The organism is Aliiroseovarius crassostreae (assembly GCF_001307765.1).
In the GTDB taxonomy this organism is placed as follows: Bacteria; Pseudomonadota; Alphaproteobacteria; order Rhodobacterales; family Rhodobacteraceae; genus Aliiroseovarius; species Aliiroseovarius crassostreae.
In genome coordinates this window covers 314,936-340,979 of the sequence record NZ_LKBA01000001.1, presented here as the reverse complement: position 1 = coordinate 340,979, position 26,044 = coordinate 314,936, and the positions used below count along the sequence as shown (strand labels likewise).

The following is a 26,044-nucleotide window of genomic DNA, read 5'->3' as shown; positions in this document are numbered from 1 at the left end:
GTCTGGTGCGTTGTTTGTGTGGCCCTTCTCGGTAAAACTCCGCTTCACCTGCCGGGGTTTGGATGTTCCCTCTCGGTGATTGTGCCAATCACCTGCCGGGTATTTCAAAAGCTGCGCTTTTGAATCTAGGTGAGAGGCTGAACACGACCCAAGCGGGGCTCGTTGTGGCTGCTTCCTTCCGGACCTGACCAGGTTGGCGAGGCGCCTGCCCGCGCCAACCTCTCGGGGTTTCATATAGGATGGGTTCAAACCGGATGCAAGCCTTGCGCGCATGAGATTACAGCATCAGCTCGTAAAGGGAAAAGCCGCGCGGATCCTCTTCGCCAAGATCCCGCAAAGACAGGGGCACCCCCTCAGCCAATTGCGCTTTTCCAAGCGGCGATGACGGGAAGACAACGCTGGCTTCCTTAACCGGGGCAAAGGTGAATTGCAGCGTCGGCTCCAATTCGATGTTCTGACGCCGTTCGACATATTGGCGCACCAGATCCCGGATCGACACCTGTTTCACGGGAACGATCCGATCCGGGTCGATGATTGGGAAGCCCCCGCCGCCCCGGATGCGGAAATCACTGGTGACCAGCAGGAACTCGTCCTCATCACGCACCAGCCGGTCCTGATATCGCAGATCCGTGATCCGACAGGCGGCGGGGTTTTCCAACCGCCCTGCCGCGCTGAACCGCGCAGGTTTTGACAGGTCAATCCGATAGGTCACCCCAAGAATGGTTTCGAGCAGATATCCCGGCGTACCCACATCCTTGAGCACCTGCCGTGCCTGCCCCGGTGCCACCTGGCAGAACACGCTGGCTGCGCGTTCCAGCCAATCACGGATATAGGCCCCGCTGGCCCGCACCAATGCCAGCTCATTGGGAAAGATGTAAAGGTCCGACACCGAGCGCAGGGTCAGCTCTCCCGGTTGGATCGAAGTAAAATAGCCAGGCCCTCCCAGCCCTCCGCTTTTAAACGGGGCTGAAGAGGCCAGCACAGGCAGGTCCGGCACCTCACCATCGCTGATCAGCTGGCAGGTGAAATCTGTCATGGCCTGCTGCACCAGACGGGTCGACGGGTCCAGTCCCACCAGTGAAAAATAGCTGTGCAGACTTTGATGCGCGTATCCAATACGGGTGCGCACATGCATCAGGGTGCTTTCGTGCAACTGGCCCAGAAGCGCCGAGAAATCAGCCCCGACCGCATCCGGCTCGCTTTCCGGCACTTCGCGCAGTTCAGACCGGCCGGCGCATATCTGCCAGCGACCATCGCTGCGGGTCAGATCCAGATCAATCACACCAAGATGGGACCCCCAGAAACCCGGCACCACCACCGGCTTGCCATGTATCTTGCCCCCTTCAAGATCCACATGCGCCGCATGCAGCCAGTTATGGGCAGGGTTTGTATCCCCGGGCGGCGGCGGAAAGCACTGGTGCGAATGCCCGCCGATCACCACATCGATCCCGTCAATCTCACATAGCGGGACAACCGCGTTTTCCATTCCGGGCCGCGGCTCTGACATGTCAATTCCGCTATGCGCCAGCGCAACCACGAGGTCGACCCCCTTGGCGCGCAACCGCGGAACAAAGCTCCGCGCGGCCTCGAGGATATCACGCGTGCCCGGCGTGACCGGTTGGGATTCGCCCGTGTGGATCGAGTTTGGCGGCAGAAAGCCGATCACGCCGATCCGAAGCATATGCGACACCCCATCGCAGTCCTGAAAGCAACGATTGAGGATCGTGTAGGGCGGCATGAAGGTGCTGTCGAGAAAGGGATGCTCGCCCTTTTTCAGCACCGAATTGGCCGAGACAATCGGAAACTCGGCCTGCTCGATTGCAGACAGCAGGACGTCCACACCTCGGTCGAAATCATGATTGCCAATGGTCGCCGCATCGTAACGCAGATGGTTCATCGCGGCGATCATCGGGTGAACCTCCGGAAGGTGCCCCCGCGCCCGCTCGCCCCGGGCCTGTTCGACCACAAAGTCGCCCATGGCCGTGCCATGCAGGAAATCCCCCGCATCCAGCAGAACTGCGTTGCGCCTTTCCATACGCGCCTGCTGAATCAGCTTGGCGGTTTGCGCCAGCCCCCAACGCGCGTTTGGCAGATCGTTCAGGTAATCATACGGCAGAATATGCATATGCAAATCCGTGGTCGCCAGAAAGCGCACCCGCATCCTGAGAGATCGGGAACACTCATCCACATTCGCGGCATTTTGCGACACGCTTGCTTACCTTTCTACCATTTCCCTACTTGCACAGGAAATTTGCGTTTTGCACAAAGTAGCTTAACGCCGAATGGGAAGAGCCACCAGCAAAAGATGAATCAAGAAGCAAGGCACTACCTATGAGGGATGTGACCGCCTATATGAAAGGCGATGGACGCATTTTCTGGAACAAAGAAAGACGATTTCAATGGCAGCCACCAATATTTTGAGTTTTGGAGTCAACCAGTTGGATCGGGCCGCACATTTTCGCTCAGACCCGGAAAAGCTCCTTTGCCTTCAGGCAGATGGGGTCTTTTTACCGCTTTGGCGGGGCAAACCTCTGGTGCATCCAGAGGACGGAGGGGGGCTTCGGCTGGGGCTGGTTGAGCACACCCACCCCCTCGTTGCAAACTGCAATGATTCCCCGGTTTTCCTCGGTCTGTCCGGGGACCAGCCAGTCTTTGCCGTGACCCTGCCGGACTGGGAAGGCATCGCCCTTCCCGACACCAACAGCTTCCTCGACACCCAGGAACAGAGCCACCCCGAGGCCCCGGCTGGCAGTGTGTTCAAAGAGTTGCGCACGATGCTGACCGCGCTGACCCCACCCCAGGCCGAGATCGCCGCCACCGCGCGCGCGATCCACGAATGGCATCGCAGCCACAGGTACTGCTCTTGCTGTGGTCAGCCCTCGCTCAGCGCGCAGGCGGGGTGGCAACGTGATTGCCCGTCCTGCGGGCGGATGCATTTTCCACGCACGGATCCCGTGGTGATCATGCTGATCACCCATGGCAACAGGGTGCTGATCGGGCGCTCTCCCGGCTGGCCCGAGGGGATGTATTCCCTGCTTGCCGGTTTCATGGAGCCCGGAGAAACCATCGAGACCGCCACCCGCCGCGAAGTGTTTGAAGAAACCGGTGTGCGGGTCGGCAAGGTTGGCTACCTCGCGTCGCAACCCTGGCCCTTTCCGGCCTCACTGATGATCGGCACCCGGGGGGAAGCCCTGAGCGACAAGATCACGCTGGACCCGAACGAGCTGGAGGACGCCTTATGGCTGACCCGCGAAGAGGTGATGCAGAGTTTCGCGGGACACCATCCCGCAATCCGCCCGGCCCGCCCCGGATCCATCGCTCATTTCCTGCTTAGAAACTGGCTTGCGGATCATACCGTTTGACCGCAGATTGAGGGGCAAGCTTGCTGCGTCATCCGAACTCCGGTATGCGTGGGTTCCGTAACAAATGAGGTTGTCATGAAATTCAGCACCCGCGAAGATATCGCTGCCAACATCGAATATGTCTTTGCATCGGTATCTGATTTCGGTGGGCTGGAACGCGCCGCCCTGCGCCGGGGCGCAGATGTGGTGCGCACGGACACCCTGTCCGCCCCCGGACCGGGCATGAGCTGGCGGGCAACCTTTCCCTTTCGCAATCGCGAACGGCAAGCAGACATGAAGCTTACCCATTACGAAGCCCCGCACGGCATGGTCCTGTTTTCCAAGATCTCGGGAATTGAAGCGGAGGTTCGTGTCGACCTGGTGGCGTTGTCTCCACGGCGCACCCGCCTTAATCTTGACGTAGAAATGAAACCGAAATCCATCCCCGCGCGCCTGATGATGCAGTCCATGAAGCTTGCGCGTGGAAACCTGGTCACGAAGTTCCGCCGCCGGGTGGCTGATTACGCGCAGACGATCGAAGACCGCGCCCGGTCCTGACAGCCCCGCCTGACGACCCCGACCACCGGCTTCCGCGCCATGTCATCTGACATGGACATGCCTTGGATCAGGTGCCAATTCGGCTGTTTTCCGTCAGGTCTCTGGCCAAAGGCTCACTCGTCACGACTCGGGTCGCGTGGATATACCCCGAGGATATCAACCGTCTCGGTGAAATGATCCAACTCTTCCATTGCCAGGCGCACACCCGGATCATCGGGGTGGCCATCAATATCGGCATAGAATCGGGTCGCGGTGAAAGATCCGTCGACCATATAGCTTTCCAGCTTGGTCATGTTCACCCCGTTGGTGGCAAATCCCCCCATCGCCTTGTAAAGCGCCGCCGGAATGTTGCGCACTTCGAACACAAATGTGGTGATCATACCGTGCTCACCACGCCGCTCATGGTTCGGCTCACGCCCCATGATCACAAACCGTGTGGTGTTGTGGCCATGATCCTCGACATCCTCGGCCAGAATATCGAGCCCATAAATCTCGCCTGCCAGGGATGAGGCCAGAACACCCTCTCCCGCCACCTTAGTCTTGGCAAGCTTGGCCGCCGCCCCGGCACTATCCGCAGCAGCGACACCTTTAATCCCGTGCAATTTCAGGAAGTTGGCAGATTGCGGCAGCAACACCAGATGGGCGCGCACCAGGCTGATATCGTCAATCCTTGCCCCCGGCAGGGCCAACAGGCTGATCCGCACCCGCACGAAGGCCTCATCCAGAACATGCAGCCCGCTTTCCGGCAGGAGGCGATGAATGTCGGCCACCCGTCCATAGGTCGAGTTTTCGATCGGCAGCATGGCCTGATCCGCCGCCCCTGACCGCACCGCGGCAATCACGTCCTCGAACGTCTCACAGGGCATCGCCTCCATATCCGGACGGGCCTTGATACAGGCCTCGTGTGAGTAGGCTCCGGGTTCCCCCTGAAATGCGATCCGACCGGTCATTTGGCTGTTCACTCCTGCACTATGGCAATTTGTCCCTGTGAATAAGCGTCATATCGCTTGAAATGACACAAGGGAAGCGGCTAGAAGGCTTTAACTTTGGATGAAACGAGACGCGACATGTTCGACACTATGACACTGACGAAAGCCGGTGGCGCCCTGTGCGGTGCCCTGCTTGTTTTCCTTCTGGGCAGCTGGGCTGCTGATATCCTGTTTACCGAAGGCGATAGCCGCGCTGCTGACAGTCGTGCAACCACCGGCTTTGTTCTGGCTACCGGTGAAGAGGCCGCAGAAGAGGAAGTGGTGGAAGAAGTTTCCTTTGACGAGCTTCTGGCATCAGCCGACGCCGAAAAAGGCGCAAAAGTCTGGAGCAAGTGTAAAGCCTGTCACAAGCTGACAGACGGCGCCAACGGCACCGGCCCGAATCTCTACGGTCTTGTTAATCGCCCGATCGCCTCGGTCGACGGCTTCGGCTATTCGGACGCGCTGGCAGGGCTGGCTGGTTCAAACTGGACTGCAGAAGAGCTGAACACCTGGCTGGCTGATCCGAAAGCCTATGCTCCGGGCAACAAGATGACCTTCAAGGGCCTGAAGAAAGACACCGATCGTGCCAACCTGATTGCCTATCTGGGCACCATCGGCGGCTAAGCCCCCGATACAGGCGGCGCCTGACACAGATTGAAGACAGGGCCATCAGCCGATGCTGGTGGCCTTTTTCTTTACGGCCCGCCCCCATCCAGCAATTCTCCGCCTACCCCCACGCAGGATTGAACCCGCGCGAGGTTCCAGAGCCAAGTTTGGGATTCACACAGTTCCTAAAACGCTTTAACGTCCGATAGGAATGACACGCCTGTCCGGTTTCACCGCGGGTTGTGTATCTGCAACAAGATGACATCAGGAGATCCATCATGACCTCATCGCGTTTTGGCCCCGTATCCCGTCGCACGGCCCTTGGTCTGATAGGAGCGGGAACAGCGGTGGGGCTTGGCGGCATTCCACGCACGGGCTGGGCATCGGGCAGCGCTGGCTCTGGCGGGAAATTGATCCGAAGCCACGGGTATTCCTTCTATGGTGAGCTGCAATACCCGGCTGACTTCCCCCATCTCAACTATGTCAATCCAAACGCCCCGAAAGGCGGCACCATCACTCTGTCGAAACGCGGGACATTTAATGGCTTCAACCGGTGGTCCTGGAAATCCGGCGACGCCGAGGTGAACTCCAGTGTCGTGGCGGAAAGCATGTTCGGAGAAATGCCCTTTGGCGGCGGCACCCCCGCAGACAGCATCACCGACAGCTATGGTCTGATTGCAGAAAGCGTGGAATACCCCGAGGATCAGTCCTATTGCATCTTTCACATGCGCCCCGAAGCGCGGTTCCGCGACGGATCTCCGCTGACCGCACATGATGCCGCATTCACGCATAATCTGTTTCTGGAGCAGGCCATTCGCTCCTACGCACGTGCGGTCAAGGAGCTGATCACGTCGGTCGAAGTGCTGGATGATCACACGATCAAATATACTTTTGCAGATGGCATTTCCCGCCGCTCATTGATCGACCAGGTCGGGGGCACGCCGATTTTCTCCAAAGCCTGGTATGAGGAAACCGGTGAACGGCTGGACGAAGGGTCGTTGAAATCCCCGATGGCCAGCGGGCCTTACCAGTTGGATGACTACGAGCTGAACCGCTATGTGGTTTACAAGCGCAATCCCGATTACTGGGGCTGGCATCTGCCGATCAACCAGGGCCGTCACAATTTCGATTATGTCCGGTTTGAATATTTCGCCGATGACACGGCCGAGTTTGAAGCGTTCAAGGCAGGCGAGGTCACCTTCCGCCCCGAAGGCAGCACCAAACGCTGGGCCATCGACTATGATTTCCCCTCCGTGGAAAACGGCGACGTGGTGCGCGAAGAGATTTTGCTGCAAAACCCGCCCAGCAATAGCGGCATCATCTTCAACACCCTGAAGGCGCCGCTGGATGACAAGACAGTTCGCCATGCGCTGTCGCTTCTGTTCAACTTCGAATGGGTCAGCAAGTCCCTGCAATATGGCCTGACCACCCAGCGCCATTCCTTCTCACAAGGGACTGAGGTGATGGCCGAGGGGCTGCCCGAGGGCAAGGAACTTGCGTTTCTGAAATCGCTCGGGGATTTGGTGCCGGAAGAGATGCTGACGGAACCGGCGGTGATGGCGCACAGCTCAAACCCCGATAAACCATCAGACCGCAAGAACAAGCGCAAGGCCCTGAAGCTGCTGGAACAGGCCGGATGGCGTGTGGATGACGCAGGCGTATTGCGCGATGCAGCCGGCAACCAGATGACGCTGGAATTCCTGCTGTCATCGGCAACCTCCAACACTGCCTCGGCGATCATCACCGCCTATGTAAAGGCGCTTCAGGATCTGGGGATCGACGCGAAAGCGGAAAAGGTCGACTCGGCCCAGATGCAGAAACGGTATCTGGACAAGGATTACCAGATGCTGTTCACGCAATATAATACCTTTATCCAGGCCAGCACCGGTCTTCGGCAGATGTTTGGCTCTGAAACAGCCGAAGTCTCCTCTTACAACCCGGCCACGCTGCGCAGCCCCCTGGTTGACGCCATCATTACCGCAGCTCTGGACACCACAACCCGTGAAGACGAAATCACCACCCTCACCGCATTGGACCGTGCGCTGCGCCATGAACGCATCATGATCCACGCCGGGTATGTTCCCGATACATGGCTGGCCTATTACGACTTTTTTGAACACCCCGAAAACCTGCCGCCCTATGCAACGGGCTTTCTTGATTTCTGGTGGATCAACGAAGATAAATACGCCGCTTTGAAATCCAAAGGTGTGCTGAGGTAATCCCCTGTGGGCGCTTATATTTTACGACGTCTTCTGCTGATCATCCCAACCCTTCTGGGCATCATGATCATCAACTTCACGCTGACCCAGTTTGTGCCGGGTGGCCCTGTTGAACAGGTGCTGGCCAAGCTTCAGGGCGAAGGGGATGTGACCCAGCAGATCATCGGCAATGCCAATGATGTGGGAGAGGAAACCTTTGGGTCCGACAGCGAATACATTGGGGCGCGCGGCCTTCCCAAGGAGTTCATCGAAGAGCTGGAACGGGAGTTTGGCCTCGACAAGCCGCCGGTGGAACGGTTTTTCCTGATGCTGTGGAATTATATGCGGCTGGATTTTGGCGAAAGCTATTTCCGGTCCATCGGCGTGTTCGAACTGGTGGCCGAGAAGCTGCCCGTGTCGATCACCCTTGGCCTGTGGTCCACGCTGATCGCCTATATCGTGTCGATCCCGCTGGGGATCAAGAAAGCCGTGCAGGACGGATCACGCTTTGACACCTGGACCTCGGGCATGATCATCATCGCCTATGCCATCCCCGGCTTTCTGTTTGCGATCCTGCTTCTGGTCGTGTTTGCGGGCGGATCCTATCTGCAATGGTTCCCACTGCGCGGCCTGACCTCGGACAATTTCGAAGAACTGAGCCTCTGGGGCAAGATCATCGACTATTTCTGGCACATCACCCTGCCGGTCCTGGCCACCACAATCGCCAGTTTTGCCACGCTCACGCTGCTGACCAAAAACAGCTTTCTCGACGAGATCAAAAAGCAATATGTGGTCACCGCCCGCGCAAAGGGCCTGGCTGAGAACCGGGTGCTTTATGGCCATGTGTTCCGCAATGCGATGTTGATCGTGATCGCAGGTTTCCCCTCGGTCTTCCTGGGCGTTTTCTTCGGCAGCTCGGTCATTATCGAGACGCTGTTCTCGCTGGACGGGCTTGGCCGGCTGGGGTTCGAAGCCGCGCTGCAACGCGATTACCCGGTGATTTTCGGCACCCTGTTCGTCTTTGGCCTGATGGGGCTGGTGATCGGTATCCTCTCTGACCTCATGTATGTCTTTGTCGATCCGCGCATCGACTTTGAAGCGCGGGAGGGCTGATCCATGACGCTCTCCCCCCTCAACCAGCGCCGCTGGCGCAATTTCCGCCGCAACGGGCGCGCTTTCTGGTCGCTGATTATCTTCTGCCTGCTGTTTGGCCTGTCGCTGATCGCGGAACTTCTGGCCAATGACAAACCGATTTTGGTGAGCTATCGCGGCGAGTTTTATGTGCCGATCATGAAATTCTATCCCGAAACCACCTTTGGCGGCGATTTCAGGACCGAAGCCCCCTATGGGGATATCGAGGTGCAGTGCCTGATCAAAACCGGCGGGCTGGAAGCATGCTGGGACGCCCCCGACGAGGTGATCGCCGAGGCCGCAACCGGTCAGTTCGAAGGTGCGCCTGTCGAAGCCGGGTGGCTGTTATGGCCCCCGATCCCCTATAGCTACACCACCATTGTCGACACGGGCGGGGCCGTGCCCTCAGCCCCCAGTGCGCAAAACTGGCTGGGCACCGATGACACGTCGCGCGATGTGCTGGCGCGGGTGATCTATGGCTTTCGGCTGTCGGTGGTTTTCACCATTGTCGTGACCCTGCTGACCTCGGTCATCGGCATCGCTGCGGGGGCGATCCAGGGCTATTTCGGCGGCAAGACCGACCTGATTTTCCAACGCCTTCTGGAGATCTGGGGCTCTACCCCATCGCTTTACGTCATCATCATCCTGTTTGCCATTCTCGGACGCAGCTTCTGGCTTTTGGTCTTTGTGACTGTCCTGTTCGGCTGGCCAGCGCTGGTCGGCGTTGTGCGGGCCGAGTTCCTGCGCGCGCGCAATTTCGAATATGTCCGCGCCGCGCGCGCCCTTGGCGTCTCGAACCGGGTCATCATGTATCGCCATGTTCTGCCCAACGCGATGGTGGCCACGCTCACGCTCCTGCCGTTCATTATCACCGGCACGATCTCAACCTTGGCAACGCTGGATTTCCTCGGTTTCGGGCTGCCCTCCTCTGCGCCATCGCTGGGGGAGCTGACCCGTCAGGCCAAGGCCAACCTGCAGGCGCCCTGGCTTGCCTTCACCGCCTTCCTGACCTTCTCGATCCTGCTGTCGCTGCTTGTCTTCATCTTCGAAGGGGTGCGCGACGCCTTTGACCCGCGAAAGACGTTCCAATGACGGATGCCCGCGTTCTGAAAGTTGACAACCTGCAGATTTCCTTCCGTCAGGACGGGCAGCTTCACCCCGCAGTGCGCGGGGTGAGTTTCGAGGTCGGGCAGGGGGAAACCGTGGCGCTGGTCGGCGAAAGCGGATCGGGCAAATCGGTGACCGCCCTGTCCACCGTGGGACTGTTGCCTGACAGCGCGCAGATCGCAGGCTCCGTCACCTATGAAGGGCGTGAGATGATCGGCGCCTCGCTGGCCGATCTCAGGGATGTGCGCGGCAACGATATCAGTTTCATTTTTCAAGAGCCGATGACCTCGCTCAATCCGCTGCACACAATCGAAAAACAGCTGGCGGAAAGCCTGGAACTGCATCAGGGGCTGCGCGGAGAGGACGCGCGTGTGCGCATCCTCGACCTGCTGAACAAGGTGGGGATCCGCGATGCCGAACGGCGCCTGTCCGACTATCCGCATCAGTTGTCCGGCGGTCAGCGTCAACGGGTGATGATCGCCATGGCGCTTGCAAATGGGCCGGACCTGCTGGTCGCGGATGAACCCACCACCGCACTGGACGTCACCATTCAGGCACAGATCCTCGACCTGTTGATGGAGCTGAAAGAGAGCGAAGGCATGAGCCTGCTTTTCATCACCCATGACCTTGGCATCGTGCGCCGGATCGCCGACCGGGTCTGCGTGATGAAAGGGGGTGAGATCGTCGAGACGGGCCCAACCGCCGAGATCTTTGCCAATCCGCAAAACGACTATACCAAAGCGCTGATCAACGCCGAAGCAGCGGGCCGCCCGGAACCGGTGGATGCCGAGGCACCGGTCATCGCTGAAACCAAGGACCTGCGCATCTGGTTCCCCATTCAGCGCGGGCTCATGCGCCGCACCGTGGGCCATGTCAAAGCGGTCAATGCTGCCTCCTTCACGGTCCGGGCCGGTGAAACCGTGGGCATCGTGGGTGAAAGTGGGTCGGGCAAGACCACGCTGGCGCTGGCGGTTATGCGGCTGATCCGATCGGACGGGCCGGTCGTCTTTCTGGGCGAAGACATTCAGGGGCGAAAATCACGCCAGCTGCAACCGCTGCGCCGCGACATGCAGATCGTGTTCCAAGACCCCTATGGCTCCTTGTCACCCCGCATGACCTGCGAAGAGATCATCGCCGAAGGGCTGACCGTGCATGGGGTGCAGCCGGGCCGCAACAGACGCGAAATGGTGGCTGAAATCATGGAAGAGGTCGGCCTTGATCCCACCACGATGGACCGCTACCCGCACGAGTTTTCAGGGGGGCAGCGCCAGCGCATCGCCATCGCCCGCGCGATGATCCTGCGCCCGAAACTGGTGGTGCTCGACGAACCCACCTCGGCCCTCGACATGACCGTGCAAGTGCAGATCGTAGAGCTTCTGCGCGGGTTGCAGAAAAAATACGGCCTTGCCTATCTGTTCATCAGCCATGACCTGCGCGTGGTCCGCGCCCTTAGCCACAAAGTGCTGGTGATGCGCGCGGGCGACATTGTCGAAAGCGGTTCCGCAGATCAGATTTTCGACGCGCCGGGCACCGATTACACCCGCGCGCTGATGGCCGCAGCCTTTAACATGAAAGCCTCGGACGCGGTGTCGCAATAAAGCCTGATCACAAGTCTGACAAAACAGCAAAGGGCGCCGGAAATCCGTGCCTTTTGTCTTGTTTCGAACTTTACCTGCAATGCAAGTTGGTGGGATCAGCTCGGCCCCAACACCTTGCACTCCGTGTTCCGGGCGCTCAGGCGGCGACAGGCAAGATCGGCCTGCTCCTCTGTCATTCCGACAAAATTCGCATACCACCCCTTCGGACGCTTCACCACTTTGCGCAGCGCATCATCCAGCGTGTCGATCTCTTTCAACGCGGTTTTCAGCAACAGGCGCTCCGCCTGATAGCGCGACCCGAGAATACCGACATTGATGCCCCAATGACGTCCACCGGACGTGGACATCCGCGTCACCACTTCCTGCGGCACAGGATCGGTGGGCGTTTTGGCACGAGCCGCAAGCACGATCCCCGCAGGGCGCGGGCGCGGGGCCGTGACAGACGCCGGAGCCAGAAGGCTGCTGGTGACCGGGCGCGTCGCAGATTTCTGCGCCACAACCGGCGACGGTGCGGGAACAGGGGCGGGAACAGGCGCAACCGGAGTTGCGGCGGCAACCACAACTTCCCGGTTCACGTCTTCGACCGCCTCGGCGATCCCCTCACTCAGCGCCGCCAATTGCGCGGAGGTAACAGGTTCCGCTGTGGTCTCAGGCGTTCCCGAAGCGGGGCGCAGCATTGGGCGCGGACTGGTTTTCACCGCCCCCACCAGACGAATGGTCTTGCCCGCCCCTTGCGGCGTGCCATTGCCCTGATAGGTCGGCTTGGACGGTTTGCGCACCGCCAAACGACTGGGGGCGCGACGGAACCCAAGATCCATCAGCTCCGCCACCTTTGCATTGCGCGACGCGGTGGACCGCCCGCCAAACACGGTGGTGATAATCCGCTCGCTCCCACGCTGCGCAGAGGCAACCAGATTGAAACCGGCCGCGCGGGTATACCCGGTCTTAATCCCGTCCGCACCGCGATAGCTGTTTAGAAACCGCGTGTTGGTGTTGTTCACCTGCCGCATTCCGGCATCCGCCGTCCGGCGCGAGAACAGGTTGTAATAATCCGGGTAATCATAAAAAACATGCCGCCCCAGGGTCGTCATGTCCCGCGCCGTGGACAGGTGGCCGCTTTCCGTCAGGCCATTGGCATTCTTGAAATGCGTCCGGGTCATCCCCATCGCCTTGGCGGTCCGGTTCATCCTGCGTGCAAAAGCTGCCTCTGACCCCGAAATCGCAATCCCGATCGCGGTGGCGGCATCATTGGCGGATTTGATGGCGGCGGCACGAATCAGATAGCGCAGCTTGATCTTCTGCCCGGCCCGCAACCCCAGCTTCGAGGGCGGCTCAGCGGCCGCCTTTTGGGTGATCGTAACCACCGTATCCAGAGAAATTTCCCCACGAGATATTGCTTCAAATGCAATATAAAGTGTCATCATCTTGGTGAGTGACGCCGGGTGCAGCCGCGTATCGGCATTGCGGGCATGAAGAATTTTACCCGAGCGCGCGTCCATCACCATGGCCGCATACGGCGCAGCCACCACCTGCCGGACCGAAACCGCCGACATAACGCAAAATACTGCGAGAAATAGCCAAAAACTGGCCCACTGCCCAAGACGTGTCTGCACGTCGCTTACCTTTTCTGCCTCAAATCAGACATGCCCTGTTCGGGTCTGCGTCTGAAATCGGGTCTGACGCCCGTTCATTTATTTTCTTCAGCGTAACACAAGAATTCCAATCATGGAAAGTCAATTTTCCCTTGTTTTGCGAGAGGTTCCGCGCCGTGACCTTCTGACCACGCCACAATCTTAAGTATTCCTGCATGGGCAGACCACAACTTCTGCCCTTTACCCCCGCAGGATCGACCCATCATCCAACCTGTTCGAATTCCGACAATATGGCTGCAACCCAAACGCCCCAGAGCACGACATCAGACCTCCGCCCGAAATCCCGCCATACTCTCACCCCACCCGCGCCCGCTGCAACGAAACCAATTGTTGTGACTTTTATGCGCAGTCTGTTAAGAGCCTCATGATATTCGGCCCCGGACAGGGGGAACCGGCCCTTTTGAAACTTCCGCGCCGTCCCTATATACTCGGCAAAGCACCAGACTGGCCCAACCGGGCCCAGCTGCAAACATGACAGATCTTCGGAGAAGCCCCCGTGCGTTTTGACCCCATCCTCATGACCACCGCGCAGCGCAACGGCGGAAGCGACGATGATGGCGATCTGGGTGTGGCGCTGGCCACCAAACCCAAGACCAAGCGACCGCCGATGTACAAGGTCATGATCCTGAACGATGACTTCACCCCGATGGAATTCGTGGTGATGATCCTGGAACGTTTCTTCGGCATGAACCATGCGCAGGCGTTCGAACTGATGTTGACCGTTCATAAAAAGGGTCTGGCCGTTGTGGGCGTCTTTTCCTTTGAAATCGCCGAAACCAAAGTCACCCAGGTCATGCAGCTGGCGCGCGAGCATCAACACCCGCTGCAATGCACCATGGAACGAGAATAATCCCATCAACCCTCTGAGCGGAGGCTGAACATGTTTCACACCCGTTTTGCCCTCGCATCTGGCGAGGCTGGCCTTACCCTGCCCGAAGACGGACAGATTGCGATCTTTGGCCCGACGCCCGACATGGACCTGTCCGGACTTCCCCGTGAACGCACCGTGATCATCGCGCCGGATTTCCCGGTCCATGTGACCTGGCAGGCAAAGGGCTGGTCTGTGTCCCCCACCCTGCCCGCGCAAGACATCGCCGCCGCAATCATATGTGTTCCACGCGCCAAAGCCCTGGCACAGGCCTGGGCCGCGGAGGCCAGCAAGGCCACGCAGGGCGGGCTGATCGTTCTGGATGGGCAGAAAACCGATGGTATCGACAGCCTGCTGAAACTGCTCAAAAAGCGCGCCTCACTTGACGGGGTGATATCCAAGGCCCATGGCAAGATTGCCTGGCTGCACGGTGCCTACCTGTCCGACTGGGCGGCAAAGGACACGGTGATTGCAGGGGATTTCATCACCCGTCCCGGCGTCTTTTCCGCAGATGGGATCGACAAGGGATCCGCTGCTCTGATCGATGCGCTGCCGCAAACGCTCAGCGGGCGCGTGGCGGATCTCGGCGCGGGCTGGGGATATCTGTCACGGCATATTCTGGCGCAAGACGCAGTAGAGCACCTCGACCTGATTGAAGCCAATGCCACGGCGCTGGACTGCGCGCGTCGCAATATCACCGATCCGCGTGCTCATTTCCTGTGGGGGGACGCCACGACCTATCTGGCCAAAGCGCCCTATGACGTAGTGGTCTCCAACCCACCCTTTCACACCGGACGCAAGGGCGACCCGGATCTGGGCCGCGCATTCATCCAGACCGCAGCAAAGATCCTCAAGGGGGCGGGCCAGTTCATCATGGTCGCCAACCGCCACCTGCCCTATGAAGACACGCTGGCGCAATATTTCCGCGACGTGTCCGAAATCGGCGGGACCTCGGGCTTCAAGGTCATCCGTGCCGCCCGGCCGGACACAAAGTCACTTCGCACGACCCGGTAAGATCGCTTAGGGTCGGGCTGGGGAATCAGGAGAACCGCATGTCTTTTTCCATCGCAGGCAAAACTGCCATCGTCACCGGGGCCGCCAACGGGATTGGCCTGGCCATCGCCCGCCACTTTGCCGATCACGGCGCGAATGTGGTCTGTGCGGACATGGACGAAGAGGGCCTTTTGAAAGAATGGGGGGACAACCCCGAGGATGACGAGGGCAGCAGCTCCAACACCCGGATATTTGCCGGTGATCTGCGTGAAAAGCTGACCATCGCCAATCTCCTGTCGGCAACAATTGACGCGTTTGAGCAGGTCGACATCCTGATCAACGCCTCGCGCCAGGTGTTGATCTCGGATCCGCTGGATGCGGACAATACCGCGATGCGCACCCTTCTGGACCAGAACCTGATGACCAGTCTGCGGTTAAGCCAACTGGTCGCAAAGCGGATGATCCAGCAGGGACTGGACCTGAGCGAGGATGACCAGGACGCGCCACTGGGCGCCATCGTGAACCTTTCCTCGATTGCCGCCTGCCGCACCCAGCCGGGCCTCCTGGCCTATTCGGTGGCCTCTGCGGCGGTGGATCAGATGACCCGCTCCTTGGCGGTGGCGCTGGCACCCAGCCGGATCCGTGTCAACGCGATCAGCTTTGGATCCCTGATGAGCGCAAGCCTGCGCGAAACCATCAAGGCCGATAAATCCACACGTGCCGACATTATCGAAGGCACGCCTTTGGGGCGGATTGCCAGTGCCACGGAAATTGCCGAGGCGGCCCAGTTCCTCTGCTCGGACGGGTCGAGTTTCATGACCGGCCATATCCTGCAGGTCGATGGCGGGCGGAGCTTGCTGGATGTGGTCTCCAACCCCTCGCACTGACATCCCCCCACTCGGCGCGCGCCTCTCTGCGGCAACACGCGGGTTGGCCTGTGCCGTCAAAACCTGATAGCTCGGGTCCAAGAAAACCGCGCAATCAGGTAAAGGATCAAAACAATGGACATGATGCAGGATCAGAAGGCGCGGGCAAGCGCGTGGTTTCACGAGTTGCGCGACCAGATCGTTGCCCGATTTGAAGCCCTTGAGGACAGCCAGACCACCGGCCCCTTTGCCGACGCACCCGCCGGACGGTTCGAAGTGACCAAAACCAAGCGTCAGAGCGACGATGGCGCGGATGCCGGCGGGGGGCTGATGTCCGTCCTGCGCGGAGGGCGCGTGTTTGAGAAAGTCGGCGTGAACATTTCCACCGTCCACGGCACGCTGGGCGAAGCCGCGCAGGGCGCGATGGCGGCCCGCGGCGTGCCGGGCATCAAGGAAGATCCACGTTTCTGGGCCTCGGGCATTTCGCTGGTCGCGCATATGCAAAACCCCCATTGCCCGGCCGTGCACATGAACACCCGCATGTTCTGGACCCCGAACGCCTGGTGGTTCGGCGGCGGATCCGACCTCAATCCCTGCATCGAATATGACGAGGACACAGCCCATTTCCATGACGTGCAAAAGCAGCATCTCGACCCGCATGACAAGACGCTCTATCCGGAATTGAAGGCCTGGGCGGACGAGTATTTCTATGTGCCACATCGCGGGCGCGCACGGGGCGTGGGCGGCATATTTATGGATGATCGCAACTCGGGCGACTGGGAGGCGGATTTTGCCCTGACCCAGGATATTGGCCGGGCCTTTCTGCCTGCCTTTGTTCCCGTCACCGAAAAGCGCCGCAACACACCCTGGAGCGAGGCGGACAAGGATACCCAGCTGGTCCATCGCGGCCTCTATGCCGAATATAATCTGGTCTATGACCGCGGAACCAAGTTTGGCCTGGCGACGGGGCATGACGCCAATGCGGTGCTCATGAGCCTGCCGCCTATGGCGAAATGGATCTGACCGGGGGGAAGGATGGCGCAGATCGGGGATGAAATCCACGTAAACGACAAAATGCAATCGGGGTATTCCTATCATCTGGAGGCCCCTATGGGCGCGGAATTTGCCCCCGGCTTCACCCCGCATCACAGCCCGGCCGAGATGCTCGCCATGGGGGTGTTTGAGGGCAAATACCTCAATGATTGCCGTGACGAGTTTCCGCAAACCTGGTTTGATGGGGCCAAATTGTCGGACCGCCCGGATGAGACGGTAAACTTCTTTGGCGTGAAAAGCCGCCAACCCCTGTCGGTCTGGCGTGAAAAGGGGTGGATCTTCGGGCCTGATCCACGTGGATGGTTTCAGTGGTATTGCCGCTACTATTTGGGCCGCCGCCTGCCCGACACCGACGCAGCCCAGATCAAACGCTGGCGGGCCTTTTCCCGGCATGCGGGCCAAATCCGGGCCAATTGCGATCCGGGGGATGTCTTTTGCCGCCCGCGCCAACGTCAGGCCCTGTTGCAATGGGCCTATGATCCGTTGATCTGAGGGCGAGGCAGCTTGCTTTGCACCACGCAACCGGGCAGATTGTTCTAAAGGAAATGAAAGGCCCGGACGTGACCACCTTCAAGCTCGACAATTTTCTACCCTATCAGATCGCCGTCCTGTCCAGCCGGATCAGTGCCGGATTTGAACGCCATTACCGCAAGGCCTATGGCATTTCCGTGTCGGAATGGCGCGTGGTTGCGCATCTTTCCCAGGCCGACAGCGTCAGCGTGCGCGAGATCCACAAACGCGTGGATATGGACAAGCCCAAAGTCAGCCGGGCGGCCTCTCGGCTGGAAAGCGCGGGCTATGTTACCAAGACCGTGAACCCGAACGACCGACGGTTGGTAGAGCTGAGCCTGACCGAAAAAGGCCGCGAAATGATGACCGCCCTGACCCCGATTGCAGGCGCTTATCAGGCGGAGTTGGAAGCACTTTTGCAAGACCCGGACGGTTTTCACCACCAGATCAACGCGCTACTTCGGGGCCTGAACACGGGTCCGGGCAAAGATGACGCCGCGACCTGATCCCACTTTCCCTTTCTGACGGGGCGTCACAAAAGACAGCTCCTACCCGCCGTGGCACAGTCTGGTGTGAACGGTTCGAAACGTAAGGGGATCACCATGACCGATATCGTAATTCTGGGCGGCGCCCGCACCGCCATCGGCACCTTTGGCGGCAGTCTGTCCGGCATCGCCCCCAGCGCCCTGGGCGCGCATGTGACCCGCGAAGCCATGGCCCGCGCCGGGGTCGAACCCGGGCAGATTGGCACCGTAGTCTTTGGCCATGTGATCAATACCGAACCCCGCGACATGTATCTGTCGCGCATTGCCGCGATGGAGGCCGATATCCCCGACACAACCCCGGCCATGAACGTGAACCGCCTTTGCGGCTCCGGCGCGCAGGCGGTGGTGTCGGCCACGCAGGCGCTGATGCTGGGGGATGCTGAATTTGCCATTGCCGGTGGTGCTGAAAGCATGAGCCGCGCCCCCTATATCCTGCCCGCCACCCGCTGGGGGCAGAAAATGGGGGACGCAGACGCGCAGGACATGATGCTGGGCGCGCTCAACTGCCCCTTTGGCACCGGCCATATGGGCATCACGGCTGAAAATGTTGCTGCAGAACACGACGTGAGCCGCGCCGATCAGGACGCCTTTGCACTGGAAAGCCAATCCCGCGCCGCCAAAGCCATCGACGCCGGATATTTCGACGATCAGATCGTGCCCATTGAGGTCAAACAGCGCCGCGAACAGGTTGCGTTCAAACGCGATGAACACCCCAAAGTGACCACGCTGGAGGCGCTGTCAGGATTGCGCCCGGCCTTCAGGAAAGACGGGTCCGTCACCGCCGGAAATGCGTCTGGCATCAATGACGGGGCCGCCGCCATGGTACTGGCCCGCGCCGAGGCCGCCGAGGCCGCAGGGCTTACGCCCCGCGCCCGTATCCTGGGCTATGCCCATGCCGGGGTGCGCCCCGAGCTGATGGGCATCGGCCCGGTCCCAGCGGTCGAGAACCTGTTGGCGAAAACCGGGCTTTCGGTAGCGGATTTCGACGTCATCGAGTCGAACGAAGCCTTTGCCGCCCAGGCACTTGCGGTCAACAAGGGGCTGGGCCTGGATCCGGCGAAAGTGAACCCGAACGGGGGGGGCATTGCCCTTGGTCATCCGGTTGGCGCAACCGGCGCGATCATCACGCTGAAAGCGCTTTATGAGCTGGAGCGCATCGGCGGTTCAAAAGCCCTGATTACCATGTGCATCGGCGGTGGACAGGGCATCGCCATCGCCATTGAGCGGCTCTAAGCGTTTCGCCCCACACGGGGCATCCAGCAGGCTAACTGAAACAAAAAGGGCGCCCAAACTGGCGCCCTTTTCCGTTACAAAACCAGAATACGAGTTTTCTAGTTTTCTAGTTTTCTAGTTTTCTAGTTTTCTAGTTTTCTAGTTTTCTAGTTTTCTAGTTTTCTTAAAAAGTGGTTACCAGCGACAGGCGTCAAGGCGCAATCGTCCCTGAGATCGCCTCACTTCCAGTCAAAGAAATCGTCATCCACGCGCGACAGCAGGTCGGCGGCCAGTTTGCGGCCCAGTTCAGGACCATCGGCAATCGCGCCGGTAATCTGATCCGAAACAGCCTCAGATCCATCCACCCGCAAGATTTCGCCCTTCAGCGTGATCTGGTCACCATCCAGCGTGGCCAGCGCCCCAATCGGGGTTTCACAGGATCCGTCCAGCGCACCAAGGAAAGCACGCTCGCAATCGAGCCGTTGCCCGGTGGTGGTGTCATGGATCGCGGCCAGCATGGTCTTGGCGCGCTCGTCTGCAATGCGGCGTTCGATCACAATCGCCCCTTGCGCCACGGCATTCAGCATATCTTCGGTCGGGATAGCGGTTTTCGGCACCTCATCCATCCCCAGACGGTTGAGCCCTGCCATCGCCAGGAACGTTGCCTCGGCCACACCTGTCTCAAGCTTTTTCAGGCGGGTCTGCACATTGCCACGAAACTCCACCACATTCAGGTCCGGCCGTTTGTTCAGCAACTGGGCCTTGCGGCGCAACGAGGAGGTGCCCACCACTGCCCCCTGCGGCAGGTCCGCGATGGATTTATATTTGAACGACACAAAGGCATCACGCGTATCTTCACGCGGCAGGTAACAGTCCAGCACCAGCCCTTCGGGCTGCTCCACCGGCATGTCTTTGCAGCTATGCACCGCAATGTCGATGCGACCGTCCAGCATCGCCTCTTCGATTTCCTTGGTGAAGAGCCCCTTGTTGCCAATCTCTTTCAACGGTTTATCCGCATCGATCATCGAGCGGTTGTCGCCGGTTGTGTGGATGACCACAATTTCGAACGCCTCTTCCAGCAGGTCGAACGCAGTCATCAGGCGGGACCGGGTTTCATAAGCCTGCGCCAGCGCAAGTGGGCTGCCACGGGTGCCGATCTTGAAGGGGGCTTCGGCGGTGGGAACGGGGGTGAGATTATTGTGTGTCATGGGCCTCATTTAACATGCAGAATCAACATGTCCATAACATAGGTCAAACACATGCGACCGAGACTATGCTTGACATCGCGGGCCGAACGGGCGAGTGCCGTGATTGAACTGACAGGAAAGGCGTAAGACATGAGCGAGCAAAAGACCATCCTGCGGGCCCTTGCGGGCGAGACGCTGCCGACCCCTCCGATCTGGATGATGCGTCAGGCCGGGCGTTACCTGCCGGAATATCGCGCCACGCGCGCCGAAGCCGGGGATTTCCTGTCGCTGTGTTACAATTCCGAGCTGGCCGCCGAAGTGACCCTGCAGCCCATTCGCCGTTACGGGTTTGATGCAGCGATCCTGTTTGCCGATATTTTGCTGCTGCCCCAGGCCCTTGGCGCGGATCTGTGGTTTGTGACCGGCGAAGGGCCGCGTCTGTCGACCATCACCAGCCAGGGCGATTTTGACAAGCTGGTGGGCAAGGATGACATCCATGATCACCTCGCTCCGGTTTATGAAACCGTGCGCATTCTGCGCCGCGAACTGCCCAGCGAGACCACTCTGATCGGGTTTGCCGGGATGCCCTGGACCGTGGCGACCTATATGATTGCGGGTCAAGGCACTAAGGATCAGGGCCCGGCGCATGCGTTGAAGGCCGAGAACCGCGCCCTGTTTGAAGCGGTGATGGATCGCCTGACCGAAGGCACCATCGAGTATCTGTCGAAACAGATCGAGGCTGGCGCCGAAGTGGTGAAATTGTTCGACAGCTGGGCAGGATCGCTCAAGGGCGAGGATTTCCAGAAATACGCGGTAGAACCAGCCCGCGTCATCACTCAGGAACTGAAACGCCGCCATCCGGGCATTCCGGTGATCGGCTTCCCGCGTGAAGCGGGCGAGGGCTATATCGGGTTTGCCAAGGCCACCGGCGTGGACTGCGTTGCACTGGACAATTCGGTCAGCCCCGAATGGGCGGTGGAAAACGTGCAAGTCGACAGCTGCGTTCAGGGCAACCTGAAGTCGAGCCACATGGTCACCGGTGGTCAGGCGTTGATTGATGAGACCCGCGCCATTGTCGAGGCCTTCAAGAACGGTCCGCATATCTTCAACCTGGGTCACGGCATCACCCCTGATGCCGACCCGGAGAACGTCCAACTGATGATCGACACGATCCGCAACGGATAATTGGGAAAGGGGCTCTGCCCCTCGCCTTTTCAAGGCTCACCCCGAGGTATTTTCAGCAAGAAAAAGGGCGCGGATCTTATGTCGCGCCTTTTTTGACGCGTGGTTCTACGGGCTTGCCATATGCGCCTATCCCGTGTCTTGTGGCCCGGTTGTGTTTGGGAGGAGCGCCTTATGCGGGTTGGGATTTTTTCGCTGATCATCGCCTATGTTCTGAGCCAGTTCTATCGGGCTTTTCTGGCGGTGATGACCCCTGCGCTGAAGCTTGATCTCGGGGCAACACCCGAAGACTTGGCACGGGCATCTGGCGCGTGGTTCCTGATCTTTGCCCTGATGCAGTTGCCGGTGGGCTGGGCACTGGACAATATCGGGCCCCGGCGGCTTGCGGCAGGCCTGCTGGCAATCGGCGGAGGTGGGGGCGCGCTTTTATTTGCCAATGCCACCCATCCTGATCACATCCTTTACGCCATGATGATGATTGGTGTGGGGTGTTCACCGGTGCTGATGGCGTCATATTTTATCTTTGCACGAATGTATTCCCCTCGCGTGTTCGGCACCATGGCGGGCATGGTGATCGGTTTCGGAGCCCTTGGAAATATCGCGGGGGCACTGCCGCTTGCGCTGGCGGTCGAGAGCTTTGGGTGGCGGGGCTGCCTTTGGGCATTGGCCGCTGTTACGTTCCTTGTTGCCCTGATCATCATGGTAACGGTGCAGGATCCCCCGAAAATCTCGCATCAGGATGGGCAGAAAGGGTCCGTTCTGGACCTGCTGAAACTGCCTGCGCTTTGGGCAATTTTTCCGATCATGTTCGTGAATTACGCGGCGGCGGCGGGTCTGCGGGGAAGCTGGGCCGGGCCGTTCATGCGCGATCTTTACGGTCTGGATGCCACGGGGATTGGGTGGGTCACCATGGGGATCGCCTTTGCAATGGTTCTGGGAAATTTCGCCTACGGCCCGCTGGATCGCCTGTTCGGCACGCGCAAATGGGTGATTTTCATCGGCAACATGATTGCGGTCAGTTTCGTCTTTGCCTTATGGGCACTGCCCGCATCTGGGGTTTGGACAGTGGCCCTTCTGATGGCGGGCATTGGGTTGTTTGCCTCGAGCTTCCCGTTGATCATGGCCCATGGGCGCAGCTTTTATCCACCGCATCTGGTCGGACGAGGTGTGACCTTGATGAATATGGTCGGGATCGGTGGCGTGGGCTTTTTCCAGTTCAGCTCAGCCACGGTGTTCAAATCGGCGCAGATATTCGGGGGGGGCAGTGCCGCTGCCCCCTATCAGGCCGTGCTATTGTATTTCGCGGTGCCGATGTTGGTTGGCTGTCTGCTGTATCTGTTCAGTCAGGACCGCATGGACTAAAGCGTTTCGAAAGAAACAGGTGTTTCAAGTTTATCCCAAAACGCTTTAAGCCTGCATCACACTGAGAGAAACGAAAAGGGCGCTCAAAACGGCGCCCTTTTGCGTATTGTTTATGAGGCTTTCTTACGGCGGCGACTGGCCCCCGGTCGACCACCAGAGGGCGCGCCGGAGCGGGATTTGCCGCCAGCCGAACGGCGTTGATCGGATTTGCCGCCAGAGGGTGTACCGCCGCCCTGATTGCCACCCTGACCGCGATGGCCACCACCGGAACGACCACGACCGCCGCCACCGCCGCCGCCACGACCTTGACGGGTCGGGCGTTTTTCCTCTTGCGGGCGTTCCCCGCCCAGCACCGGGATCGAGATTTTCATCAGTTTTTCAATGTCACGCAGCAGGCCCAGCTCAACCCCGGACACAAAGCTGATCGCATCCCCATCAGCGCCTGCGCGTGCTGTGCGGCCGATGCGGTGTACATAGTTGTCAGCCACTTCCGGCAGGTCGAAATTGAACACATGGCTCACGCCCGGAATGTCGATCCCGCGCGCGGCGACATCGGTCGCGACAAGCACGCGCGCCTCACCTGCACGGAACGCGGCGAGGGCGCGGTCACGCTGGCCTTGCGATTTATTGCCGTGGATCGACACCGCTTTGAACCCTTCGGCCACCAGCTTTTTCATCAACCGTTCAGCACCATGTTTCGTGCGCGAAAAGACCAGCGACAACCCGTCGGGTTCGCCCCGCAGATGCTTAATCAGCAGGCGCGCCTTGTCTTCTTTGTCCTGCGCATAATAGACGCATTGGGTGATCTTATCGGCGGCCTTGCCCGGAGGGGTCACCTGCACTTTGGCGGGATCGGTCAGGTAAGCGCGCGACAGCTCTTCCATCTGCTTGGGCATGGTTGCGGAAAACAGCATGGTCTGGCGCGGTGTGCCCAGTTCAGGCGCAATCCGGCGCAGGGCATGGATGAACCCCATGTCGAGCATCTGGTCCGCTTCATCCAGCACCAGGAAGGTGGCCGTATCCAAACGAATGGCGCGGCGGTCCATCAGGTCAATCAGGCGACCGGGAGTGGCCACCAGAATATCGGTGCCGCGGTTCAACTGCTCAATCTGGCGGTTGATCGACACACCGCCCACCACGGTCATCACCTTCAGGTGGGTGCCCTTTACATAGTCGCGCAGGTTCACGGCAATCTGGTTCACCAACTCGCGGGTTGGGGCCAGCACCAGCGCCTTGATCGACTTCGGCTGGCGCTTGTCATGGTTGCCCAGCAACTGATGGATCAGCGGCAGGCCAAAGGCGGCCGTCTTACCGGTGCCGGTCTGCGCCAGCCCCATCACGTCGCGGCCCGACAGGACAAGCGGGATGGCTTGGGTTTGAATGGGAGTCGGGGTGTCATATCCAGCCTCAGAAACTGAGGCCACCAGCTTCGGGTCCAGCCCGAGCTCTGCAAATTTGGTCATAATCATCTTTCTGGCACGCACACGGGCGCACCGTTTCACACGGGAGTGGGGCCACGCCACGCGCAAGCCCATCGCATCGGTTGCGACCAGCGCTCGCGGTGGGGCATATCCCCGTGCAGTATCCTGCCCGCCGATCCGGCCGTCAGCACCCCGCGTGATTTGGGAACTCTTGGATTGCACCTTCATGAAATCAAGGTGCGTCTCTCTGTCTGCCTCAGATTTGGGCGGGCTGCTCACGCGTCAGCCGGACAGATTGCGCCCGTATCACAGCAATTTGGTGACAAGTCAACGAGAAATCATGGCAGATCGTCGGGATGCCCCTTCCCCACAAGACAATTTTGGTCTAAGCACCCTGCGTCTTTGGGTGGTTCAAAGACAGATTCATTATAGGAGGCCGTAATGGGCTATAAAGTCGCCGTCGTAGGCGCCACGGGCAACGTGGGCCGCGAAATGCTGAACATCCTGGCTGAACGCCAGTTTCCTGTAGACGAGATCGCAGCGCTTGCATCGCGCCGTTCGCTCGGTACTGAAGTCAGCTTTGGTGACAAGACCCTGACCACCCAGGATCTGGACACCTTTGACTTCACCGGCTGGGACATGGCGCTGTTCGCCGTGGGTTCGGACGCCACCAAGACCTATGCGCCGAAAGCGGCTGCGGCTGGCTGTGTGGTGATCGACAACTCGTCGCTGTACCGCTACGACCCCGACATCCCGCTGATCGTGCCCGAGGTGAACCCCGACGCAATCCACGGCTATAAAAACAAGAACATCATCGCGAACCCCAACTGCTCGACCGCGCAGATGGTTGTGGCGCTGAAGCCCCTGCATGACCGCGCCAAGATCAAGCGCGTTGTCGTGTCGACCTACCAGTCGGTGTCGGGCTCGGGCAAAGACGCGATTGACGAGCTGTGGAACCAGACCAAGGGCATGTATGTCCCCGGCCAGGAAGTCGAGCCGAAGGTCTACCCGAAACAGATCGCCTTCAACGTGATCCCACATATCGACATCTTCATGGATTCGGGTGACACGAAAGAAGAATGGAAGATGATCGTCGAGACGAAGAAAATCGTCGACCCGTCGATCAAAGTCACCGCCACCTGCGTGCGTGTACCGGTCTTCGTGGGCCACTCGGAATCGGTGAATATCGAATTCGAAGACTTCCTTGATGAAGACGAAGCCCGCGACATCCTGCGCGAAGCTCCGGGGATCCTGGTGGTCGATAAACGCGAAAACGGTGGCTATGTCACCCCGGTGGAATGCGTGGGCGACTACGCCACATTCATCTCACGCATCCGTCAGGACGTGACCGTGGAAAACGGCCTGAACCTGTGGTGTGTCTCGGACAACCTGCGCAAAGGCGCCGCCCTCAACGCCGTGCAAATTGCCGAGCTTCTGGGCCGTGAGGTTCTGAAAAAGGGCTGACCCTTTTCACAATCCAATTCAGGAAAGCCCCGCCAAATGGTGGGGCTTTTTTCATACGCGCCGCCTGCTTTTTCTTGCTGAAAATACCTCCGCCGGAGGCCACCGAGCGAAGCGAGGCCATCCCCAACCCCAGGCCCAACCCCGGGCAAGCACCAAGGGTGCGCAGCTACTGGGGGTGGGAGCACAGCCGCTCACGGCAAAGCTCCGCCCGTCCCAAAA

22 protein-coding genes and 1 other RNA gene are annotated in these 26,044 nt (G+C 59.6%); 17 read left to right on the top strand and 6 right to left on the bottom strand.

The window, feature by feature from the left end; all coding sequences use genetic code 11:
- Positions 1–127: 127 nt before the first annotated feature.
- Positions 128–225: signal recognition particle sRNA small type (gene ffs, locus AKJ29_RS18455), an RNA gene on the bottom strand.
- A 52-nt stretch (positions 226–277) separates the two neighbouring features.
- Positions 278–2,209, bottom strand: a complete 1,932-nt coding sequence (locus tag AKJ29_RS01850; RefSeq protein WP_139231378.1) for a bifunctional 2',3'-cyclic-nucleotide 2'-phosphodiesterase/3'-nucleotidase — start codon at positions 2,207–2,209, stop codon at positions 278–280.
- A gap of 190 nt (positions 2,210–2,399) precedes the next feature.
- Here AKJ29_RS01850 and nudC point away from each other — a divergent pair, with 190 nt between their 5' ends.
- Entirely contained in the window at positions 2,400–3,362 is a 963-nt protein-coding gene (nudC, locus tag AKJ29_RS01845; RefSeq protein WP_055187462.1) for an NAD(+) diphosphatase, read from the top strand.
- A gap of 75 nt (positions 3,363–3,437) precedes the next feature.
- Positions 3,438–3,899, top strand: a complete 462-nt coding sequence (locus AKJ29_RS01840; RefSeq protein ID WP_055187461.1) for an SRPBCC family protein — start codon at positions 3,438–3,440, stop codon at positions 3,897–3,899.
- Positions 3,900–4,012: 113 nt separating this feature from the next.
- On the opposite strand, the gene AKJ29_RS01835 is transcribed toward AKJ29_RS01840, so the two are convergent.
- Positions 4,013–4,849, bottom strand: coding sequence for a prephenate dehydratase (locus AKJ29_RS01835; RefSeq protein WP_055187460.1), 837 nt, complete (start codon positions 4,847–4,849; stop codon positions 4,013–4,015).
- A gap of 117 nt (positions 4,850–4,966) precedes the next feature.
- On the opposite strand from AKJ29_RS01835, the gene AKJ29_RS01830 reads away from it, so the two are divergent.
- The 5 genes from AKJ29_RS01830 (at position 4,967) to AKJ29_RS01810 (ending at position 11,510) form a co-directional block, all read left to right on the top strand.
- Positions 4,967–5,494, top strand: a complete 528-nt coding sequence (locus AKJ29_RS01830; protein ID WP_055187459.1) for a c-type cytochrome — start codon at positions 4,967–4,969, stop codon at positions 5,492–5,494.
- A 260-nt stretch (positions 5,495–5,754) separates the two neighbouring features.
- Positions 5,755–7,695 (top strand): extracellular solute-binding protein, encoded by a 1,941-nt coding sequence (locus AKJ29_RS01825; RefSeq protein ID WP_055187458.1) that lies wholly within the window; start codon positions 5,755–5,757, stop codon positions 7,693–7,695.
- A gap of 6 nt (positions 7,696–7,701) precedes the next feature.
- Positions 7,702–8,787, top strand: coding sequence for a microcin C ABC transporter permease YejB (locus tag AKJ29_RS01820; RefSeq protein ID WP_055187457.1), 1,086 nt, complete (start codon positions 7,702–7,704; stop codon positions 8,785–8,787).
- 3 nt (positions 8,788–8,790) lie between these two features.
- Positions 8,791–9,897, top strand: a complete 1,107-nt coding sequence (locus AKJ29_RS01815; RefSeq protein ID WP_055187456.1) for an ABC transporter permease — start codon at positions 8,791–8,793, stop codon at positions 9,895–9,897.
- Positions 9,894–11,510 (top strand): ABC transporter ATP-binding protein, encoded by a 1,617-nt coding sequence (locus tag AKJ29_RS01810; protein ID WP_055187455.1) that lies wholly within the window; start codon positions 9,894–9,896, stop codon positions 11,508–11,510. The genes AKJ29_RS01815 and AKJ29_RS01810 overlap by 4 nt, the downstream gene beginning before the upstream one ends.
- Before the next feature lie 95 nt (positions 11,511–11,605).
- Here AKJ29_RS01810 and AKJ29_RS01805 read toward each other — a convergent pair whose 3' ends face one another.
- Positions 11,606–13,063 (bottom strand): D-alanyl-D-alanine carboxypeptidase family protein, encoded by a 1,458-nt coding sequence (locus AKJ29_RS01805; RefSeq protein WP_082392475.1) that lies wholly within the window; start codon positions 13,061–13,063, stop codon positions 11,606–11,608.
- Positions 13,064–13,679: 616 nt separating this feature from the next.
- Between AKJ29_RS01805 and clpS the strand changes: the two genes are divergently transcribed.
- From clpS to AKJ29_RS01765, 7 genes are all read left to right on the top strand, one after another.
- Positions 13,680–14,012, top strand: coding sequence for an ATP-dependent Clp protease adapter ClpS (clpS, locus tag AKJ29_RS01795; RefSeq protein WP_055187452.1), 333 nt, complete (start codon positions 13,680–13,682; stop codon positions 14,010–14,012).
- 30 nt (positions 14,013–14,042) lie between these two features.
- Positions 14,043–15,044: a class I SAM-dependent methyltransferase gene (locus AKJ29_RS01790; RefSeq protein ID WP_055187451.1), complete on the top strand. Its 1,002-nt coding sequence runs from the start codon at positions 14,043–14,045 to the stop codon at positions 15,042–15,044.
- A gap of 38 nt (positions 15,045–15,082) precedes the next feature.
- Positions 15,083–15,910, top strand: coding sequence for an SDR family NAD(P)-dependent oxidoreductase (locus AKJ29_RS01785; RefSeq protein WP_055187450.1), 828 nt, complete (start codon positions 15,083–15,085; stop codon positions 15,908–15,910).
- Positions 15,911–16,030: 120 nt separating this feature from the next.
- Positions 16,031–16,912 (top strand): oxygen-dependent coproporphyrinogen oxidase, encoded by an 882-nt coding sequence (hemF, locus tag AKJ29_RS01780; protein WP_055187507.1) that lies wholly within the window; start codon positions 16,031–16,033, stop codon positions 16,910–16,912.
- 12 nt (positions 16,913–16,924) lie between these two features.
- Entirely contained in the window at positions 16,925–17,434 is a 510-nt protein-coding gene (locus AKJ29_RS01775; protein ID WP_055187449.1) for a hypothetical protein, read from the top strand.
- Between the two features lie 53 nt (positions 17,435–17,487).
- Entirely contained in the window at positions 17,488–17,958 is a 471-nt protein-coding gene (locus AKJ29_RS01770; RefSeq protein WP_055187448.1) for a MarR family winged helix-turn-helix transcriptional regulator, read from the top strand.
- Between the two features lie 96 nt (positions 17,959–18,054).
- Complete coding sequence (locus AKJ29_RS01765; RefSeq protein ID WP_055187447.1) at positions 18,055–19,230, top strand: acetyl-CoA C-acyltransferase family protein; 1,176 nt, start codon at positions 18,055–18,057, stop codon at positions 19,228–19,230.
- 218 nt (positions 19,231–19,448) lie between these two features.
- Here AKJ29_RS01765 and hemC read toward each other — a convergent pair whose 3' ends face one another.
- Positions 19,449–20,417, bottom strand: a complete 969-nt coding sequence (gene hemC, locus AKJ29_RS01760) for a hydroxymethylbilane synthase (RefSeq protein ID WP_055187446.1) — start codon at positions 20,415–20,417, stop codon at positions 19,449–19,451.
- 129 nt (positions 20,418–20,546) lie between these two features.
- Here hemC and hemE point away from each other — a divergent pair, with 129 nt between their 5' ends.
- Positions 20,547–21,581 (top strand): uroporphyrinogen decarboxylase, encoded by a 1,035-nt coding sequence (hemE, locus tag AKJ29_RS01755; protein WP_055187445.1) that lies wholly within the window; start codon positions 20,547–20,549, stop codon positions 21,579–21,581.
- Between the two features lie 171 nt (positions 21,582–21,752).
- A complete protein-coding gene (locus AKJ29_RS01750; RefSeq protein ID WP_055187444.1) occupies positions 21,753–22,940 on the top strand; it encodes an MFS transporter in 1,188 nt (395 codons plus the stop codon).
- A 110-nt stretch (positions 22,941–23,050) separates the two neighbouring features.
- Here the strand turns inward: AKJ29_RS01750 and AKJ29_RS01745 are convergent, their stop codons facing one another.
- On the bottom strand, positions 23,051–24,403 hold the full coding sequence (locus tag AKJ29_RS01745; RefSeq protein WP_055187506.1) for a DEAD/DEAH box helicase: 1,353 nt from the start codon (positions 24,401–24,403) through the stop codon (positions 23,051–23,053).
- Positions 24,404–24,802: 399 nt separating this feature from the next.
- On the opposite strand from AKJ29_RS01745, the gene AKJ29_RS01740 reads away from it, so the two are divergent.
- Positions 24,803–25,825 carry an aspartate-semialdehyde dehydrogenase gene (locus AKJ29_RS01740; RefSeq protein WP_055187443.1) on the top strand — a complete coding sequence of 341 codons (1,023 nt, stop codon included), beginning with the start codon at positions 24,803–24,805 and terminating at the stop codon, positions 25,823–25,825.
- Positions 25,826–26,044: the final 219 nt, after the last annotated feature.

What these genes read in the sequence shown, in the direction of transcription:
- nudC (WP_055187462.1), top strand. Translation starts at nt 2,400, where the DNA reads ATGGCAGCCACCAATATTTTGAGTTTTGGAGTCAACCAGTTGGATCGG.
- AKJ29_RS01840 (WP_055187461.1), top strand. Translation starts at nt 3,438, where the DNA reads ATGAAATTCAGCACCCGCGAAGATATCGCTGCCAACATCGAATATGTC.
- AKJ29_RS01835 (WP_055187460.1), bottom strand. Translation starts at nt 4,849, where the DNA reads ATGACCGGTCGGATCGCATTTCAGGGGGAACCCGGAGCCTACTCACAC.
- AKJ29_RS01830 (WP_055187459.1), top strand. Translation starts at nt 4,967, where the DNA reads ATGTTCGACACTATGACACTGACGAAAGCCGGTGGCGCCCTGTGCGGT.
- AKJ29_RS01825 (WP_055187458.1), top strand. Translation starts at nt 5,755, where the DNA reads ATGACCTCATCGCGTTTTGGCCCCGTATCCCGTCGCACGGCCCTTGGT.
- AKJ29_RS01815 (WP_055187456.1), top strand. Translation starts at nt 8,791, where the DNA reads ATGACGCTCTCCCCCCTCAACCAGCGCCGCTGGCGCAATTTCCGCCGC.
- AKJ29_RS01810 (WP_055187455.1), top strand. Translation starts at nt 9,894, where the DNA reads ATGACGGATGCCCGCGTTCTGAAAGTTGACAACCTGCAGATTTCCTTC.
- AKJ29_RS01805 (WP_082392475.1), bottom strand. Translation starts at nt 13,063, where the DNA reads ATGTCGGCGGTTTCGGTCCGGCAGGTGGTGGCTGCGCCGTATGCGGCC.
- clpS (WP_055187452.1), top strand. Translation starts at nt 13,680, where the DNA reads ATGACCACCGCGCAGCGCAACGGCGGAAGCGACGATGATGGCGATCTG.
- AKJ29_RS01790 (WP_055187451.1), top strand. Translation starts at nt 14,043, where the DNA reads ATGTTTCACACCCGTTTTGCCCTCGCATCTGGCGAGGCTGGCCTTACC.
- AKJ29_RS01785 (WP_055187450.1), top strand. Translation starts at nt 15,083, where the DNA reads ATGTCTTTTTCCATCGCAGGCAAAACTGCCATCGTCACCGGGGCCGCC.
- hemF (WP_055187507.1), top strand. Translation starts at nt 16,031, where the DNA reads ATGATGCAGGATCAGAAGGCGCGGGCAAGCGCGTGGTTTCACGAGTTG.
- AKJ29_RS01775 (WP_055187449.1), top strand. Translation starts at nt 16,925, where the DNA reads ATGGCGCAGATCGGGGATGAAATCCACGTAAACGACAAAATGCAATCG.
- AKJ29_RS01770 (WP_055187448.1), top strand. Translation starts at nt 17,488, where the DNA reads ATGAAAGGCCCGGACGTGACCACCTTCAAGCTCGACAATTTTCTACCC.
- AKJ29_RS01765 (WP_055187447.1), top strand. Translation starts at nt 18,055, where the DNA reads ATGACCGATATCGTAATTCTGGGCGGCGCCCGCACCGCCATCGGCACC.
- hemC (WP_055187446.1), bottom strand. Translation starts at nt 20,417, where the DNA reads ATGACACACAATAATCTCACCCCCGTTCCCACCGCCGAAGCCCCCTTC.
- hemE (WP_055187445.1), top strand. Translation starts at nt 20,547, where the DNA reads ATGAGCGAGCAAAAGACCATCCTGCGGGCCCTTGCGGGCGAGACGCTG.
- AKJ29_RS01750 (WP_055187444.1), top strand. Translation starts at nt 21,753, where the DNA reads ATGCGGGTTGGGATTTTTTCGCTGATCATCGCCTATGTTCTGAGCCAG.
- AKJ29_RS01745 (WP_055187506.1), bottom strand. Translation starts at nt 24,403, where the DNA reads ATGACCAAATTTGCAGAGCTCGGGCTGGACCCGAAGCTGGTGGCCTCA.
- AKJ29_RS01740 (WP_055187443.1), top strand. Translation starts at nt 24,803, where the DNA reads ATGGGCTATAAAGTCGCCGTCGTAGGCGCCACGGGCAACGTGGGCCGC.